Here is a 13,442-nt window from a genome sequence, read left to right as displayed (position 1 = left end):
GCCCGACCAGTGTTTTGGCGTGCGTGCGGTTGACAGGGCCGAGCTTCCTCGTCTATGAGCCTGCCACGGAACGGGCGCGCTTTCGCGAGCGCGCCTTTTGGTTGGCCCGAACGGGCACGAACTGACGGGCAAGACCATGAAGATCAAGAACTCGCTCAAGGCGCTGAAGGCGCGGCACCGGGACAACCGTCTGGTCCGCCGCAAGGGCCGCATCTACATCATCAACAAGACCGACCCGCGCTACAAGGCCCGCCAGGGCTGAGCACGCCGCGCGGCCTTGACGGCTGCGCCGCGTCTTTCACGCGAAATTCAGTTTGACGATCCGGTGCGCGGAGCTAGATTCCTGCGCATGCGGATCGTTTTTGCCGTCTGCGCGGCCCTTTTACCTTCCACAGTCATCCCGTCCGTCGCCGCGACACCGGCGCAGGACGGCGCACCGGCAAGCCGTGCGCCACAGACCCGCGAGCAGCGGCTCGACGCGCTGTTTTCCAGCCTCAAGCGGGAGCGCAACGAAAAGGCCGCCGAGCGGACCGCAGCACGGATCTACGACGAGTGGAACCACTCAGGCAGCGCGTCCATCGACCTGATGATGCAATGGTCGCAAAAGGCGATCGAAGACAAGAAATACGCCGTCGCGCTGGATTTCCTCGACCAGGTGGTGACCTTGCAGCCCACCTATGCCGAGGGCTGGAACCGCCGCGCCACGCTGCACTACATCATGAAGAACTACGGCAAGTCGATGGCCGACATCGACCGCACGCTGCAACTGGAACCGCGCCATTTCGGCGCCATATCCGGCCTCGCGCAGATCATGGCCGACACCGGCCGCAAGGAACAGGCGCTGCAGGCCTGGCAGCGCGTGCTCGACATCTACCCGATGCTGCGCAGCGCCCAGAACCAGGTCGCGACGCTGTCGGAGGAACTGGCGGGGGAAGGAATCTAGGAGGGTAAGGGAATAGAGGAGTAAGGCAATAAGGGAATATGCCTGCTTCGCGGCGGAACGTTATTCCCCCCATTCCCTTACTCCCCTATTCCCTTAACCCATTTATCTCCCGCCCTTCCCGTCCGTACCGATATAGGCAATCCGCAGCATGTTGGTGGAGCCCGGCGTCCTCAGCGGTACGCCGGCGGTGATGATGATGCGGTCGCCCGGCTCGCCGAAATCCTGCTCGATGGCGATGCGGCAGGCGCGATTCACCATGTCGTCGAGGTCGCGGGCGTCTTCCGTCACCACGCAATGCGTTCCCCACAGGAGCGACAGCCGCCGTGCCGTGTCGAGGATCGGCGACAGCGCGATGATCGGCACCTGCGGCCGCTCGCGCGCGGCGCGCAGGCCGGTGGTGCCGGAGGCCGTGTAGGTGACGATCGCCGACAGTTTCAGCGTCTCGGCGATCTCGCGCGCCGCAAGCGAAATGGCGTCGGCACCGGTCGCTTCGGGCACCGAGCGCTGGCCGTTGATGACGGCGGCGTAGGTCGGGTCGCGCTCGACCTGCTCGGCGATACGGCTCATCGTCGCCACCGCCTCGACCGGATAGGCGCCGGCGGCCGATTCGGCCGACAGCATGACGGCGTCGGCGCCCTCGAACACGGCCGTCGCCACGTCCGATACCTCGGCGCGCGTCGGCACCGGCGCGGAAATCATCGATTCCAGCATCTGGGTCGCCACCACGACCGGCTTGCCGGCTCGGCGCGCGGCGCGGGTGATCTGCTTCTGGATGCCGGGCACCGCTTCCAGCGGCATTTCCACGCCGAGGTCGCCGCGCGCCACCATCAGCGCGTCCGACAATTCCATGATCTCGTCCAGCCGTGCCACCGCCTGCGGCTTTTCGATCTTCGACAAAAGAAGCGCGCGGCCGCGCGCGATCTTGCGCGCCTCGGCCAGATCCTCGGGACGCTGGATGAACGAGAGCGCGACCCAGTCGACGCCGGCGGCCAGCACCGCGTCGAGGTCCTTGCGGTCCTTTTCCGTCAGCGCGCCGACCGGCAGCACTGTGTCGGGCAACGACACACCCTTCTTGTCGGAGATCGCGGTGCCGGCAACCACCGTGCAGACGATGCGCTTGCCGTCCGTCTCGACCGCCTTCAGCGCCAGCTTGCCGTCGTCGATCAAAAGCCGGTGGCCGGGCTCGACGGAGGCGAGGATTTCCGGATGCGGCAGGAAGACACGGGTGGAATCGCCGGGCTCGGGATTGTCGTCCAGCGTGAAGGTCTGGCCGACCTTCAGTGCCTCGCGACCGTTGGCGAACTTGCCGACGCGCAGCTTCGGCCCCTGCAGGTCGGCGAGGATGCCGATCGGCCGGCCGACCGCCTTCTCGACCTTGCGGATGCGGCCGACCAGCGTGCGCATCAGGTCATGGTCGGCATGGCTCATATTGATGCGGAACACGTCCGCGCCGGCCTCGAAAAGCTTCTTCAGCATCGCCTCGTCGGAGGAGGCGGGACCGATGGTGGCGAGGATCTTGACCTTGCGGCTGCGTCTCATGGACCTTCAATTTCCCGGCGCGGCGGGCGCGCCGTCGGTTGCGGGCTGGTCGGTGAGCTGGACCATCCAGCTCGACTGCTCGCCCGTGTCGTATTCCTGGAAGCCGGCGCGCTGGAAGCCGCGCGCCACGCAGTCGGTGACGCCGGCGATCTTGAATTCCTTTTCCGCCACGCACATCGAGATCGGACCGTCCCAGCGGCCGCCGCGCTCGGCGTCCTCGGCGTAGAGGTAGTAGAAGCGCGACGACAGCGGCCCCTCGATCAGCGTCTTGCAGGTCGAGCCCTCGATGTGCCACCAGCCCTCGGTAATCCAGCCGGCCTTGGCCCGGTAGCCGATGCCGACGCCGACGAGATTCTGCGTGGCATTGCAGACGCGGAAATCGGCCCGCGCCGGCGAGGCGGCGAGAAGCGGAAGCGCACAGGCGGCCAGCAACGGAAGCGACAGGGGCATCACCCTGCGCACGCGCAGCCTGCCGGCGAGAACCATCCTCAAACCTCTCGGGAACCACGTCACCATGTTCTGTCGCCCCTTTTCGGCAAAGTCCCGACCCATGTCAACGCGCCCGCCGGTCCAATTCCAATCGATTTAGAAGGCAAACGGCGCGATTCTCGGTTAGCGCGAAACAGTTTCTTGCAAAAACCGTGGCCAAACAACGGCGTTGCGCAAGAGTAAGCTTCGTGAAAAGACGGACAAGCCGCATCGCCAACGAACGAACCCTGCCCCGATAGATCTGCCGATGACCCGATCGACCGCCTTTTCGCCCTTCGACCTGATCGAAGGCGACCGGACAAAGGGGCTCGTGCTCGTTGCTGACCACGCGCGCCGCACCCTGCCCGAAGACTACGGCGATCTCGGCCTGCCGGCGACGGAGTTCGACCGCCACATCGCCTACGACATCGGCGTGGAGGCGGTGGCCCGCGAACTGGCTGCCCTTCTCGACGCGCCGGCGGTGCTGTCCAATTTCTCGCGCCTGCTCATCGATCCCAACCGTGGCGAGGACGACCCGACGCTGATCCGCCAGCTCTATGACGGCACCGTCGTGCCGGGCAACTACCCGATGGCGCCCGAGGAGCGCGAGCGGCGGCTGGACCGCTTCTACCGGCCCTATCACGACGCCGTGGCGGCGATGGTCGCCTCGGTGGCGGAGGCGAGCAGCTTCGCCCCCTTCATCTTCTCCGTCCATTCCTTCACGCCGGTCATGCAGGGGATCGTACGGCCCTGGCATGTCGGCATCCTGTGGGACAAGGACGACCGCGCCCCCCGGGCGCTGATCGAGGCGCTGGCGGTGGACAAGAACCTCGTCGTCGGCGACAACGAACCCTATGACGGCGCGCTGCGCGGCGATACCATGTTCAAGCATGCCATCGTCAACGGCTTCGCCCACGCGCTGATCGAAATCCGGCAGGACCTCATCGCCGACGAGGCCGGCGCGCTCGACTGGGCGGCGCGGCTGGCGCCGATCGTTGAAGCGATCAACGCTCGTGCCGATATACATGAGGTCAGGATGTACGGCTCGCGCACCGGTCCGCTGTGAGCGGCCGGCGGCGCAGCGAAAGGAGCAACGCCATGGACAAGCTCACCCCTGGGCTTACCCCGGAGCAGCAGCGCGATTTCGAGGCCGCCGCCTTCCGCCGGCTTGTCGGCCACCTTCGCGAGCGCACCGACGTGCAGAACATCGACCTGATGAACCTCGCCGGCTTCTGCCGCAATTGCCTGTCCAACTGGTACCGCGAGGCGGCGGAGGCCGAAGGCGTCGCGCTCTCCAAGGACGAGTCGCGCGAGATCGTCTACGGCATGCCCTACGCGGAATGGCAGGCGCTACACCAGACCGAAACGTCGCCGGAAAAGCAGGCTGCCTTCGAAGCGAACCGGCCGAAGGATCACTAAATCCTAACGCCCGCCGCCCCGCCCAAGCCGGACGCTTTCGGCGGCGATGGCAAGCAGCGCCTGCCTGGCCAACGGCGTCGACAGGTCGGGGCGACGACGCGTCTGCAACACCGCGCCCTGCAATCGCTCCAGCGCTCGCGCCAAGCCCTCGCCGCTCCAGCGCTCCAGCACCTTTTCCACCAGCTTGCGCCGTGCGAAGAACACCGGCGGCTTGTGGCCGGCGACGATGGCCGCCGCGTTGCGGCCCTCAGCCTCCATCTTGGCCCGCATGACCTGGATCGCCTGCAACTGCCGCATGGCGGCAGACAGCGCCACGAAGGGATGGGTGCCGGCCTGGCACTGCCGCGTGAAGGCGGCGTCGAAGGCGTCGATCCGGCCTTCGAGCACGGCGTCCACCGCATCGTCGAAGGATTGGCCCGAGACGTCGCCGGCCAGCGCCCGCACGTCCTCCAGGCCGATCGCGTCCTGCCCGTGGCAATAAAGAACCAGCTTCTCGATCTCGCCACGCGTCGCCAGCCGGTCGCCGCCGAGATTGCGGCGCAGCGCCTGCCGCGCCTCCAACGAAATCGTCATGCCGGCCTTTTGCAATTCGGCATCGATGACGCCGTCCACGTCGCGCGCCTCGTCGGCATAGCAGGGCAGCGCCATCGCCAAGGCAGCACCTTCCACCGCGCTGCGCAGGGCTGCACCTTTTTTCAGGTCGCCGGCCTCGATCAGCACGATGGCGTCGCGCGGCGGCTCGGCCACCAGCACCTTGACGTCTTCCGCCAGGCTTTTCTGCGCGCCCGCATTGCGCACCCACAGCAACCGCCGGTCGGAGAACATCGAGACGGTGCGCGCCTCGTCCAGCAGCCGGCCTTCGTCGCGCTCGGTCTCGCCGGCGTCCAGCTTCACCACGGTGAAGGGGTCGTCAAGCGGCAGGCCGGTCTTCTCGGCAAAGCCGCGCGCGCGTTCCGAGACCAGTCCGCGATCCGGCCCGTAGATCAGCACGATGGTAAAGCGCGGGTCTGGCCGCGCCAGCCACGAATCGACCTCGAATGCCTTTTTCTGCGCCATGGCTTCGCTCTACCACAGGGGTCGGTCATGTCGAGGGCTGGCCGCGCGTCCTTCGAGGCTCGCTGCGCTCGCACCTCAGGATGAGGGAGGTAGGTGCCGCTCCCATTCTGAGGCGTGAGCGGTGCCTTGATGTTTTCAGAGGTAGCGCAGTGCAAACGGTCCTCATCCTGAGGTGCGAGCGCAGCGAGCCTCGAAGGACGCACGGCATTTTCATGCCAGAGCAGCCATACGCCGAGCCGGTTTATTGCCGCCAGCCTCATGCGAAAGACGGGAAATTACGTCTGTTTCCTGTCACATTCGGCGCTCACGCTGACGCCTGCGGGCGGCAATGGATTGCCGCTGCCTTGGCGGCCAGGATGTGCGAAGATCGCGCCGACGGGAGGAGGACGGTCATGACTGACGCTCTGCGTTTTCACGTTCCGGAGCCGGAGGTGCGCCCCGGCGGTACGCCCGATTTCTCCAACGTTCCCATTCCCAAGGCGGGCTCGGTGCCGCGCCCGCCCATCGACGTCGATCCGCGCGACATCCGCGACCTCGCTTTCTCCATCATCCGCGTGCTGAACCGCTCCGGCGAGGCGGTCGGCCCGTGGGCAAGCCTGTTGACCGACGACGAACTGCTGGAAGGCCTGCGCCACATGATGACGCTGCGCGCTTTCGACGCCCGCATGCAGATGGCGCAGCGGCAGGGCAAGACCTCTTTCTACATGCAGCATCTGGGCGAAGAGGCAGTCAGCACCGCGTTCCGCAAGGCGCTTTCGCCGGGCGACATGAATTTCCCGACCTATCGGCAAGCGGGCCTGCTCATCGCCGACGGCTACCCGATGGTCACCATGATGAACCAGATTTATTCCAACGAGGCGGACCCGCTGAAGGGGCGGCAACTGCCGATCATGTATTCCTCGAAGGAGCACGGCTTCTTCTCGATCTCCGGCAACCTCGCCACGCAATATGTCCAGGCGGTCGGCTGGGCGATGGCTTCGGCGATCAGCGGCGACACGAAGATCGCCGCCGCATGGATCGGCGACGGCTCGACCGCCGAGAGCGACTTCCATTCCGCGCTGGTCTTTGCCTCCACCTACAAGGCGCCCGTCATCCTCAACGTCGTCAACAACCAGTGGGCCATCTCGACCTTCCAGGGCATCGCCCGCGGCGGCGCCGGCACCTTCGCCGCGCGTGGCCTCGGCTTCGGCATTCCGGCGCTGCGCGTCGACGGCAACGACTATCTCGCCGTCCATGCCGTGGCGAAATGGGCGGCGGAGCGGGCGCGCGCCAATTTCGGGCCGACGCTGATCGAGCACGTCACCTATCGCGCCGGCGCGCATTCGACCTCCGACGACCCGTCGGCCTATCGGCCGAAGGCGGAGTCGGACGCCTGGCCGCTTGGCGACCCCATCGTGCGGCTGAAGAACCATCTCATCTATCGCGGCGTCTGGTCGGACGAACGCCACGCGCAAGCGGAGGCCGAAATCCGCGACACAGTGATCGCCGCCCAGCGCGAGGCGGAAAAGCACGGCACGCTGCATTCCGGCAACAAGCCTTCGGTGCGCGACATGTTCGAGGGCCTCTATGCCGAGATGCCGCCGCATCTGAGGCGCCAGCGCCAGCAGGCGGGAGTGTGAAGATGACGAGCGCCGACGCACGCACTTCCTTCTCCCCGTTTACGGGGAGAAGGTGTCACGAAGTGACGGATGAGGGGCAGCGCCAGCATTGGCGGCTTTCACGCCGCCCCTCATCTGCCTGCCGGCATCTTCTCCCCGTAAACGGGGAGAAGGACGCTCTCACGTCCGTTGGAGCCCAATAATGCCCCGCAAGACCATGATCGAGGCCATCCGCGACGCCATGGACGTCTCCATGGGACGCGACGAGAAGGTGGTGGTGTTCGGCGAAGATGTCGGCTTCTTCGGCGGCGTCTTCCGCTGCACGCAAGGCCTGCAGGCGAAATACGGCAAGAGCCGCTGCTTCGATGCGCCCATCAACGAAAGCGGCATCGTCGGCACCGCCATCGGCATGGCCGCCTACGGCTTGCGGCCATGCGTCGAGATCCAGTTCGCCGACTACATGTACCCTGCCTACGATCAGCTTACCCAGGAGGCTGCCCGTATCCGTTATCGTTCCAACGGCGACTTCACCTGCCCCATCGTGGTGCGGATGCCCACCGGCGGCGGCATCTTCGGCGGCCAGACGCATAGCCAGAGCCCGGAAGCGCTGTTCACCCACGTTTCCGGCCTGAAGACGGTCGTGCCGTCCAACCCCCACGACGCCAAGGGTCTGCTGATCGCGGCGATCGAGGACCCCGATCCGGTGATCTTCCTCGAACCCAAGCGGCTCTACAACGGTCCCTTCGACGGCCATCACGAACGGCCGGTGACGGCGTGGTCCAAGCATGAACTCGGCGAAGTACCGGACGGCCACTACACCGTGCCGCTCGGCAAGGCGGTGGTGCGGCGGCCGGGTGCGGCCGTCACCGTGCTCGCCTACGGCACCATGGTCTATGTGGCGCAGGCAGCAGCCGAGGAAACCGGCATCGACGCCGAGGTGATCGACCTCAGGACGCTTCTGCCGCTCGATCTCGACGCCATCGTCGCCTCGGTGAAAAAGACCGGCCGCTGCGTCGTCGTGCATGAGGCAACGATGACCTCCGGCTTCGGCGCCGAGCTGGCCGCACTGGTGCAGGAACACTGCTTCTATCATCTGGAGGCACCGGTGGCGCGCGTCGCCGGCTGGGACACGCCCTATCCGCACGCGCAGGAGTGGGATTATTTCCCCGGCCCCGCGCGCGTCGGCCGGGCGCTCATTGAAACCATGGAGGCCTGAGCGATGGGCGAGCACGTCATCAAGCTTCCGGATGTCGGCGAAGGCGTCGCCGAGGCCGAGCTTGTCGAATGGCACGTCAAGGTCGGCGACCTTGTACGCGAAGACCAGATGCTGGCCGCCGTCATGACCGACAAGGCGACCGTGGAAATCCCCGCGCCGGTCGACGGCGAGGTGCTTTGGCTCGGCGCCGAGATCGGCGACACGGTCGCCATCGGCTCGGCCATCGTACGGCTTAAGGTGGCGGGCGACGGGAATGTGCAGGAAGGCGATGCTGCGCCGGCGAGGGCGGAAGCCAAGCCTGCTGACAATGCCAAAGATACCCCCACCCCTAACCCCTCCCCGCAAGGGGGAGGGGAACAGGCTGCTGCGGCGTCGACACCAACGCCGCGCAAAAGCCAGTCGGTCGAGAATGATACGCCACCGGTCGCGACAACGTCTCCCTCCCCCTTGCGGGGAGGGGACAGGGGTGGGGGTAGCGCCGCACCTATACCCCACAAAGTGGCGCGTCCCGCCGGCGCTCCTCGCCCCGAAGGAGAAAAACCCCTCGCCTCTCCAGCCGTACGCCTACGCGCGAAAGAATCCGGCATCGACCTGCGCCAAATCGCCGGCAGCGGGCCGGCTGGGCGTATCACGCACGAAGACCTCGACGGCTTCTTCGCGCACGGCCCGCAGGCGGCGTCTGTCAGCGCAGGCGGCCTCGCGCGCAACGACGCCGTCGAGGAAATCAAGGTCGTCGGGCTTCGCCGCAAGATCGCCGAGAAGATGCGCATCGCCAAATCGCGCATCCCGCACATCACCTATGTCGAGGAGGTCGATGTCACGGCACTTGAAGACCTGCGCACCGCGCTCAACAAGGAAAAGCGCGCCGACCGCCCCAAGCTGACGCTGCTGCCTTTCCTGATGCGGGCGATGGTGAAGGCGATCGCCGAGCAGCCGCAGCTGAACTCCCTGTTCGACGACGAAGCCGGCGTCATCCATCAGCATGGCGGCGTCCATATCGGCATCGCCGCGCAGACGCCGGCCGGGCTGGTGGTGCCGGTGGTCCATCACGCCGAGGCGCTGGACCTGTGGGGCTGCGCCACCGAGGTCAACCGGCTGGCGGAAGCCGCCAAGGCCGGCCTGGCGACGCGTGAGGAACTGTCTGGCTCGACCATCACCATCACCTCGCTCGGCGCCATGGGCGGCGTGGTGACGACGCCGGTCATCAACCATCCGGAAGTCGCCATCGTCGGCGTCAACAAGATGATGGTGCGGCCGGTCTGGGACAGCACGCAATTCATCCCGCGCAAGATGATGAACCTGTCGTCGTCCTTCGACCATCGCGTCATCGACGGCTGGGATGCGGCCGTGTTCGTCCAGCGCATCAAGGCGCTCATGGAGACGCCGGCGCTGATTTTCGTGGATTGAGAAGCGATGTCTAGCGAATTGCCTGCCTCTCCAGCGGTTGCGCCGCCCCTCACTGTCCTGCCGGACATCTCTCCCCGTAAACGGGGAGAGAGAAGACGGCCGCCCGGGCTTCGCCAATTGCAGGCGTTGCAGGACAAGGAGGTAGGCAGGCAAGGGCGTTCTTCTCCCCGTTTACGGGGAGAAGGTGGCGGCAGCCGGATGAGGGGCAGCGCCGACAGACCAAGATTTTTTACCCTGACAGGAGAAGTCGTATGAAAGAAATCTCCTGCAAGCTGCTTGTCATCGGCGCCGGACCGGGCGGCTATGTCTGTGCCATCCGCGCCGGCCAGCTCGGGCTGGATACCGTCATCGTCGAGGCGGGCAAGCCCGGTGGCACCTGCCTCAATGTCGGCTGCATTCCCTCCAAGGCGCTGATCCATGCGGCGGAAGAATTCGAGAAGGCGCTGCACGCCGCTTCCGGCAACAGCCCGCTCGGCATCTCCGCCGCCAAGCCCGCCCTCGATTTCGGCAAAACGATTGGCTGGAAGGACGGCATCGTAAGCCGGCTGAACAGCGGTGTCGCCGGCCTGCTGAAGAAGGCCAGGGTCAAATACGTCCAGGGATGGGCGACGTTCCGAGACGGCAAGACCGTCACGGTGGAAACCGAGACCGGCGAACAGATAATCAAGGCGGAGACGGTCGTCATCGCTACCGGCTCGGCGCCGGTCGAATTGCCGTTCCTGCCCTTCGGCGGACCGGTCATTTCGTCGACCGAAGCTTTATCTATGTCGTCCGTACCGGAAAGGCTGGCCGTCGTCGGCGGTGGCTATATCGGGCTGGAACTCGGCACCGCCTTCGCCAAGATGGGCGCGAAGGTGACGGTGGTCGAAGCGCTGCCGCGCATTCTCGCCCAGTACGACGCCGAATTGACCCGGCCGGTGGCCAAGCGGCTGGCGGCGCTCGGCGTCGAGGTGCTGACGGGCGCCAAGGCCAAGGGTCTGTCGAAAAAGGGTGACGCGCTGCTGGTCGAGACGGCGGACGGTACCGAGAAGAAAATCGCCGCCGATCATGTGCTCGTCACCGTCGGCCGCAAGCCTGTCACCGAAGGCTGGGGCCTCGACCAAATCGACCTCGACATGGCCGGAAAGTTTATCCGCATCGACGACCAGTGCCGCACATCGATGCGCGGCGTCTACGCCATCGGCGACGTCACCGGCGAGCCGATGCTGGCGCATCGCGCCATGGCGCAGGGCGAAATGGTGGCCGAGATTGTCGCCGGCCATAAGCGTAGCTGGGACAAGCGCGCGATTCCGGCCGTCTGCTTCACCGATCCGGAAATAGTTTCGGTCGGCGTGTCGCCGGAAGAGGCGAAGGCTCGCAACATTGAGATCAAGACCGGCCTGTTCCCCTTCGCCGCCAACGGCCGCGCCATGACCTTGCAGGGCGAGGACGGCTTCGTGCGCGTCGTCGCGCGCGCCGACAACCATCTGGTGCTGGGCGTGCAGGCGGTCGGCACCGGCGTGTCGGAACTGTCGGCGGCGTTTTCCCTCGGCATCGAGATGGGCGCCCGGCTGGAGGACATCGCCGGCACCATCCATGCGCACCCGACACAGAGCGAGGCTTTCGCCGAGGCGGCGCTGAAGACACTCGGCCACGCGCTGCATATATAGCAAAAGGCTCGTTCCGTTGCCGGAACGAGCCTTTCTTCTCCCCCTCTTATTTTCTGTTCGGCGCGAAAGGTGCCGTTCAGCTCGCCAGCCGGGTCAGCCCTTCGTGCTGCGCATAGGCGTGGCCGAAACGGTTGGCGAGGAAGGTGTCGAGCGCGATGTCCTCCTGCCTGACGAAACCCTTGGCCGGCAGGCTGCCGTCGGCCAGCATGTCGAGCACAGCGCAGATGCCGGACGCCGTGGTGATCTGGATGGCACTGCGCACGGCGGTGCCGACGCGCTGCGAGTAGACCTTGTTGGCGTAGGTTTCCTGCAAGAGGCGGCCGTTCTTGCGGCCCGAGACGGTGACGAAGACGATGACCACGTCCTGCATGGTCGCGGGCAGCGCGCTCTCGAAAATGTCCTTCAGCACCTCGCGGCGATGGCGCAGGCCGAGGTCGTTGAGCAGCGCCTTCATGATCGCGGCATGGCCGGGATAGCGGATGGTGCGGTAGTTCAGCGTGCGCACCTTGCCCTTCAGCGTCTCGGCCAGCGTGCCGAGCCCGCCGGAGGTGTTGAAGGCCTCGTAGGTGACGCCGTCGAGCGAGAATTCCTCACGCTCCTCCAGCGGCGGAACCTCGACCAGTTCGCCCTCGACGATCGCCTCGCAGGGCTCGCAATATTCGTTGATGACGCCGTCGGTGCTCCAGGTCAGGTTGTAGTTCAGCGCGTTGGACGGGTACTGCGGCAGCGCGCCGACGCGCATGCGCACGCTCTCCAGCGTGTCGAAGCGACTGGCGAGGTCGTTGGCGACGATGGAAATGAAGCCCGGCGCCAGGCCGCACTGCGGAATGAAGGCGGTTTTCGCGCCCTTGGCCAGTTCCTTGACGCGGCGGGTCGAGGCGACGTCCTCGGTCAGGTCCATGTAGTGCACGCCGGCGGAAGCGGCGGCCTCGGCAATGCGCGTGGTGAGGTGGAAGGGCGCGGCGGAGAGCACCGCGAACTTGCCGGCAAGCACCGCTTCCAGCGCGCCGGCCGCCTCGATGTCGATCTCGCGCCGCTCGACGGCGGCCGGAACCTCCAGCGCCGCAAGCTGGGCGGCGGAGCGGTCGACGATGGTGACGCGATAGTCGCCCGTGGCGGCCAGCATGTCGGCGATGGTCGAGCCGATCTTGCCCGCGCCGACGACAACGATGTCCTTCATGGCATTCTCCCTCAAAAGGTTCTGCGGCCGGCGGTAGTCCACGGGCACGCTCTGTCTTTTCGATTCTGCCACCTTGCCTGACGAAAGGAAGCGTGCGATTCGTCGTTATGAAGCAGGTTTTTAGACGATATGACGAGCAAAGCCTACGAAACGCCGACAGATGCCGACCAGGCGCTGATCGCCCTATTGCGCGAGAACGCGCGCGCCTCGACCGCCGAGCTGGCGCGCAGGCTGGGCGTCTCACGCACCACGGTGCAAAGCCGCATCGAGCGGCTGGAAGCGCGCGGCGTCATCGCCGGCTACGGCGTCAGGCTGTCGGCTGCCTACGAGCAGGGACTGGTACGGGCGCATGTGCTGCTCACCGTCACGCCGAAGAAGGCGGATGCTGTGGTGCGCAGCCTGCGCGCGCTGCCGCAGGTGCGTACCCTGCATTCCGTCGGCGGTAGCTTCGACATGATCGTCATCGTCGAATCGCCGTCGATCAGCGACCTCGATATGCTGCTGGACAGCATCGGCGCAATGGAGGGCGTCGAGCGCACGCTGTCGTCGATCATCCTGTCGACGCGGATCGACCGGTAGAGTATTTTGCAGCCCGACGGAATCGTCTGGCGTCGCATAAATGCGGCTAAAACAAAGAGATAGATCGTTTCACCGTTTCTGTGAAACGATCTTGCGGCCGTTAAAAGTCCGAAGTGAGCCCCTTGACCTCCCAGTCGCCATAGCGGCCGGGCTCCAGCCCGCCGCGCCCGCCGCGCTCCTTCGGCAACGCCGCTTCCTTCTCCCGATAGGCCTCGCGGCGCGCCGCCGCCTCGGCCAATGCGCGCTCGGCCGCCGGCGTCAGCGGCTTCTTCACGCGCACCTCGGTAATGCGGTAATCCGGCAGGGGTTCTTGTCCGCTCATCGCGCTTGCCTCCATGGATTGAAACGGCTGCGATCTCTTACCATCATATAGCGGACCTGCGGCGCG

Annotated in this window: 14 protein-coding genes; 9 read left to right on the top strand and 5 right to left on the bottom strand. The window is 66.0% G+C overall.

The annotated features are described in order from the left end of the window. Nucleotides 1-136: 136 nt before the first annotated feature. Complete coding sequence (ykgO, locus tag E6C48_RS10590) at nt 137-262, top strand: type B 50S ribosomal protein L36 (protein WP_035022199.1); 126 nt, start codon at nt 137-139, stop codon at nt 260-262. Nucleotides 263-349: 87 nt separating this feature from the next. Further along, the gene (locus E6C48_RS10585) at nt 350-943 is read left to right on the top strand and encodes a tetratricopeptide repeat protein (RefSeq protein ID WP_136356916.1); all 594 of its coding nucleotides are present in this window, start codon (nt 350-352) and stop codon (nt 941-943) included. A 102-nt stretch (nt 944-1,045) separates the two neighbouring features. On the opposite strand, the gene pyk is transcribed toward E6C48_RS10585, so the two are convergent. Together pyk and E6C48_RS10575 are read right to left on the bottom strand one after the other, a co-directional pair. Further along, on the bottom strand, nt 1,046-2,482 hold the full coding sequence (pyk, locus tag E6C48_RS10580) for a pyruvate kinase (RefSeq protein ID WP_136356914.1): 1,437 nt from the start codon (nt 2,480-2,482) through the stop codon (nt 1,046-1,048). Between the two features lie 6 nt (nt 2,483-2,488). Next, complete coding sequence (locus E6C48_RS10575; RefSeq protein ID WP_136357205.1) at nt 2,489-2,968, bottom strand: DUF1036 domain-containing protein; 480 nt, start codon at nt 2,966-2,968, stop codon at nt 2,489-2,491. Nucleotides 2,969-3,218: 250 nt separating this feature from the next. Here E6C48_RS10575 and E6C48_RS10570 point away from each other — a divergent pair, with 250 nt between their 5' ends. Further along, nucleotides 3,219-4,016 carry an N-formylglutamate amidohydrolase gene (locus E6C48_RS10570; RefSeq protein WP_136356912.1) on the top strand — a complete coding sequence of 266 codons (798 nt, stop codon included), beginning with the start codon at nt 3,219-3,221 and terminating at the stop codon, nt 4,014-4,016. Nucleotides 4,017-4,048: 32 nt separating this feature from the next. Next, nucleotides 4,049-4,369 carry a DUF1244 domain-containing protein gene (locus E6C48_RS10565; protein ID WP_136356911.1) on the top strand — a complete coding sequence of 107 codons (321 nt, stop codon included), beginning with the start codon at nt 4,049-4,051 and terminating at the stop codon, nt 4,367-4,369. Between the two features lie 3 nt (nt 4,370-4,372). Here the strand turns inward: E6C48_RS10565 and holA are convergent, their stop codons facing one another. Further along, on the bottom strand, nt 4,373-5,425 hold the full coding sequence (holA, locus tag E6C48_RS10560) for a DNA polymerase III subunit delta (protein ID WP_136356908.1): 1,053 nt from the start codon (nt 5,423-5,425) through the stop codon (nt 4,373-4,375). Nucleotides 5,426-5,817: 392 nt separating this feature from the next. On the opposite strand from holA, the gene E6C48_RS10555 reads away from it, so the two are divergent. The 4 genes from E6C48_RS10555 to lpdA all read left to right on the top strand — a co-directional run bounded on the left by E6C48_RS10555 (nt 5,818) and on the right by lpdA (nt 11,295). Further along, on the top strand, nt 5,818-7,044 hold the full coding sequence (locus E6C48_RS10555; protein WP_136356905.1) for a 3-methyl-2-oxobutanoate dehydrogenase (2-methylpropanoyl-transferring) subunit alpha: 1,227 nt from the start codon (nt 5,818-5,820) through the stop codon (nt 7,042-7,044). Nucleotides 7,045-7,225: 181 nt separating this feature from the next. Continuing rightward, complete coding sequence (locus E6C48_RS10550; protein WP_136356903.1) at nt 7,226-8,239, top strand: alpha-ketoacid dehydrogenase subunit beta; 1,014 nt, start codon at nt 7,226-7,228, stop codon at nt 8,237-8,239. A 3-nt stretch (nt 8,240-8,242) separates the two neighbouring features. Further along, nucleotides 8,243-9,646, top strand: coding sequence for a dihydrolipoamide acetyltransferase family protein (locus tag E6C48_RS10545; protein ID WP_136356901.1), 1,404 nt, complete (start codon nt 8,243-8,245; stop codon nt 9,644-9,646). A gap of 251 nt (nt 9,647-9,897) precedes the next feature. Continuing rightward, nucleotides 9,898-11,295, top strand: coding sequence for a dihydrolipoyl dehydrogenase (lpdA, locus tag E6C48_RS10540; protein ID WP_136356899.1), 1,398 nt, complete (start codon nt 9,898-9,900; stop codon nt 11,293-11,295). A gap of 76 nt (nt 11,296-11,371) precedes the next feature. On the opposite strand, the gene E6C48_RS10535 is transcribed toward lpdA, so the two are convergent. Then, nucleotides 11,372-12,475 (bottom strand): saccharopine dehydrogenase family protein, encoded by a 1,104-nt coding sequence (locus tag E6C48_RS10535; RefSeq protein ID WP_136356897.1) that lies wholly within the window; start codon nt 12,473-12,475, stop codon nt 11,372-11,374. A gap of 129 nt (nt 12,476-12,604) precedes the next feature. Here E6C48_RS10535 and E6C48_RS10530 point away from each other — a divergent pair, with 129 nt between their 5' ends. Next, entirely contained in the window at nt 12,605-13,054 is a 450-nt protein-coding gene (locus E6C48_RS10530; RefSeq protein WP_136356895.1) for an Lrp/AsnC family transcriptional regulator, read from the top strand. 100 nt (nt 13,055-13,154) lie between these two features. Here E6C48_RS10530 and E6C48_RS10525 read toward each other — a convergent pair whose 3' ends face one another. After that, the gene (locus E6C48_RS10525) at nt 13,155-13,376 is read right to left on the bottom strand and encodes a DUF1674 domain-containing protein (protein ID WP_136356893.1); all 222 of its coding nucleotides are present in this window, start codon (nt 13,374-13,376) and stop codon (nt 13,155-13,157) included. Between the last annotated feature and the right edge of the window lie 66 nt (nt 13,377-13,442).

Source organism: Ollibium composti (assembly GCF_004801285.1).
Taxonomy (GTDB): Bacteria; Pseudomonadota; Alphaproteobacteria; order Rhizobiales; family Rhizobiaceae; genus Mesorhizobium; species Mesorhizobium composti.
Note: the sequence above shows the minus strand (reverse complement) of the source record. Positions and strands in the feature narration are given on the sequence as shown.

Bases quoted from the DNA above. Each gene is read 5' to 3' on its own strand.
- ykgO (WP_035022199.1), top strand. From the start codon at position 137: ATGAAGATCAAGAACTCGCTCAAGGCGCTGAAGGCGCGGCACCGGGAC.
- E6C48_RS10585 (WP_136356916.1), top strand. From the start codon at position 350: ATGCGGATCGTTTTTGCCGTCTGCGCGGCCCTTTTACCTTCCACAGTC.
- pyk (WP_136356914.1), bottom strand. From the start codon at position 2,482: ATGAGACGCAGCCGCAAGGTCAAGATCCTCGCCACCATCGGTCCCGCC.
- E6C48_RS10575 (WP_136357205.1), bottom strand. From the start codon at position 2,968: ATGGTTCTCGCCGGCAGGCTGCGCGTGCGCAGGGTGATGCCCCTGTCG.
- E6C48_RS10570 (WP_136356912.1), top strand. From the start codon at position 3,219: ATGACCCGATCGACCGCCTTTTCGCCCTTCGACCTGATCGAAGGCGAC.
- E6C48_RS10565 (WP_136356911.1), top strand. From the start codon at position 4,049: ATGGACAAGCTCACCCCTGGGCTTACCCCGGAGCAGCAGCGCGATTTC.
- holA (WP_136356908.1), bottom strand. From the start codon at position 5,425: ATGGCGCAGAAAAAGGCATTCGAGGTCGATTCGTGGCTGGCGCGGCCA.
- E6C48_RS10555 (WP_136356905.1), top strand. From the start codon at position 5,818: ATGACTGACGCTCTGCGTTTTCACGTTCCGGAGCCGGAGGTGCGCCCC.
- E6C48_RS10550 (WP_136356903.1), top strand. From the start codon at position 7,226: ATGCCCCGCAAGACCATGATCGAGGCCATCCGCGACGCCATGGACGTC.
- E6C48_RS10545 (WP_136356901.1), top strand. From the start codon at position 8,243: ATGGGCGAGCACGTCATCAAGCTTCCGGATGTCGGCGAAGGCGTCGCC.
- lpdA (WP_136356899.1), top strand. From the start codon at position 9,898: ATGAAAGAAATCTCCTGCAAGCTGCTTGTCATCGGCGCCGGACCGGGC.
- E6C48_RS10535 (WP_136356897.1), bottom strand. From the start codon at position 12,475: ATGAAGGACATCGTTGTCGTCGGCGCGGGCAAGATCGGCTCGACCATC.
- E6C48_RS10530 (WP_136356895.1), top strand. From the start codon at position 12,605: ATGACGAGCAAAGCCTACGAAACGCCGACAGATGCCGACCAGGCGCTG.
- E6C48_RS10525 (WP_136356893.1), bottom strand. From the start codon at position 13,376: ATGAGCGGACAAGAACCCCTGCCGGATTACCGCATTACCGAGGTGCGC.